The sequence below is a fragment of the Kitasatospora sp. NPDC059571 genome (genome assembly GCF_042735675.1).
GTDB lineage: Bacteria > Actinomycetota > Actinomycetes > Streptomycetales > Streptomycetaceae > Kitasatospora.
The window spans coordinates 1-2,341 of the sequence record NZ_JBHWBW010000732.1 but is presented as its reverse complement, the minus strand read 5'-3'; the positions used below and the strand labels follow the sequence as shown (position 1 = coordinate 2,341).

3 protein-coding genes are annotated in these 2,341 nt (G+C 74.9%); 2 read left to right on the top strand and 1 reads right to left on the bottom strand.

What is annotated here, in order from left to right; genetic code table 11:
• Window positions 1-51: 51 nt before the first annotated feature.
• Window positions 52-375, bottom strand: a complete 324-nt coding sequence (locus tag ACFV0G_RS38400) for a plasmid stabilization protein (RefSeq protein ID WP_380558226.1) — start codon at window positions 373-375, stop codon at window positions 52-54.
• Between the two features lie 176 nt (window positions 376-551).
• Here ACFV0G_RS38400 and ACFV0G_RS38395 point away from each other — a divergent pair, with 176 nt between their 5' ends.
• Together ACFV0G_RS38395 and ACFV0G_RS38390 are read left to right on the top strand one after the other, a co-directional pair.
• Window positions 552-1,544 (top strand): GlxA family transcriptional regulator, encoded by a 993-nt coding sequence (locus tag ACFV0G_RS38395; RefSeq protein ID WP_380558223.1) that lies wholly within the window; start codon window positions 552-554, stop codon window positions 1,542-1,544.
• A gap of 87 nt (window positions 1,545-1,631) precedes the next feature.
• Window positions 1,632-2,234, top strand: a complete 603-nt coding sequence (locus tag ACFV0G_RS38390) for an isochorismatase family protein (protein WP_380558220.1) — start codon at window positions 1,632-1,634, stop codon at window positions 2,232-2,234.
• Window positions 2,235-2,341 lie beyond the last annotated feature (107 nt).

Here is a 2,341-nt window from a genome sequence, read left to right as displayed (position 1 = left end):
CTCCCGGGGCCCGCACCGGCCCGCCGCCGTACGTGCACCCCGGCCGGCTCCTCAGCGGCCGAGCGCGTTCTCCAGTTGCTCCTTGTTCATCGAGGAGCGGCCCTTAATATTGCGCTGCCTGGCCTCGTTGTAGAGCTGGTCGTAGGTGGGCCCCTGCGCGCCCCGGTGGGAGCGCCTGCCACCGCGGTGGCCCGAGGAGACGTCCTCGACCGAGCTGCGGCTGGCCGTCCTCGACTCGCCGTGCCGGGCCCGCTCCTTGTTGACCGTCCGGGCAGCGATCTCCTCCGCGCGCTTCTCGCTCGCGCCGCGGTCCAGGGCGCTGTCCCTGATGTGCTCGTACTGCCGCTCCCGCTTCGGGCTCGATCCACGGGGCATGACCGCACTCCTTCCGCTCGCCTTCGGCTCTGGCCTCCGCTCACCGACAGCGACGCGCCTACCCCGGGCGCCGCCGCGCAACCGGATCCGGACCGGCCACGCGCCGGCCGGCCGTGTCCGGATGTGACAGAAGCCCGTCATTGCAGCCGCACCGCACCGCCCCGCACGATGGGGGCATGCCCCAGACCAGCCACCACGTCGTCATCGCGGTCTTCCCCGACGTCGACCTCCTCGATGTCACCGGGCCGGCCGAGGTCTTCGCGCTGGCCAACCGGGAGTCCCCGGACGGCGCCCGCTACCGGGTCAGCCTCGCCGGTCCCGGCCCGGCGGGCCGGGCGGTGGCCACCTCCGCCGGGGTGCGCGTGGTCACCGACCTCGCCTTCGCCGACGTCGGCACCGCCGTGGACACCCTCCTCGTCCCCGGCGCGGTGGACCCGGACCCGGACGGTCCCCGGCCGCGGATCGACCCCGTGGTCGTCGACTGGGTCAGGGCCACCGCCCCGCACGCAGGCCGCATCGCCTCGGTCTGCGTGGGCGCCCACCTGCTCGCCGCGGCCGGCCTCCTCGATGGCCGGACCGCCACCACCCACTGGTCCACCGCGGACCGGCTCGCCGCCGACCACCCCGAGGTCACCGTCGACCCCGACCCGATCTTCGTCCGCTCGGGCCGGGTGTGGACCGGGGCGGGCATCAGCGCCTGCCTGGACCTCGCCCTCGCCCTGGTGGCCGAGGACCACGGCGAGGACCTCGCCCTCGCCGTCGCCCGCCAGCTCGTCGTCTACCTCAAACGGCAGGGCGGCCAGAGCCAGTTCAGCGTCCCGATCAGCAGACCCGCGACCTCCCGCCGGGACATCGACGAGCTGCGCCGATTCATCGCCGACCACCTCACCGCCGACCTGCCGGCGGCCGTGCTCGCCGCACGCATGAGCCTGAGCGAGCGGCATTTCGCCCGGGTCTTCACCCGGGAGACCGGAACCACCCCTGCCGCCTACGTCGAGGCGCTGCGCGTCGAGGCCGCCCGCCGCTTGCTGGAGACCACCGACCAGCCCCTCGACCGGGTCGCCCGGGCCACCGGACTGCGCTCGGTCGAGACCCTGCACCGGGCCTTCCGCCGACAGCTCGGCACCAGCCCCGCCGCCTACCGCCAGCGCTTCCGCACCGGCGTCTGACCACCACCCCGGCACGGGCGGCGCCGACCGCCGCACCCCTGCCCTGCACCACCCTTCTCCCGTCACCGTCCGAAGGAAGGATCAGCCATGCCCGTTTCCAGCACGCTCCGCGAGGTGATCGGCCTGGAGAACAGCCTCCCCCGCCTGGCCGAGGCGACCCTCGTCATGATCGACTTTCAGAACACCTACCGCACCGGCGTCATGGCGCTCGAAGGGGCCGAACAGGCCCTGGACGCCGGTGCCCGACTGCTCGCCGCCGCCCGCGCCGCCGGTGCGCACGTGGTCCACGTCGTCAACGACGGCGGCGAGGGCACCCCGTACGACATCCGCGCGGACATCGGCGCCATCAGCCCCGAGGTCGCCCCGCTCGCCACCGAACCCGTGGTGGTCAAGCGCCTCCCCGACGCCTTCCGCGACACCGGGCTCGACGCGACCCTGCGCGACCTGGGCACGGGCCCCGACCTGGTGCTGGCCGGCTTCATGACGCACATGTGCGTCACCTTCACCGCCCAGGGGGCCTTCGCCCTCGGGTACCGGCCGACCGTCGTCGCCGAGGCGACCGCCACCCGCAGCCTGGCCACCCCCGACGGCGGCCTCCTGCCGGCCGCCGTCCTCCAGCAGGCCGCCCTCACCACGATCGGCGACCTCTTCGGCACTGTCGCCGCCCGCGTCGGCGACCTCGCTCCCTGAGTCCCGCCGGCCGGGGGGGCGCGGCCCCCCGGGGCGCGGGCTGACGCCCGGCCGGGCGGCCCCCCCCGCGCCCAGATAAGGAGGGGGGGAGAGTGTTAGCAACACAA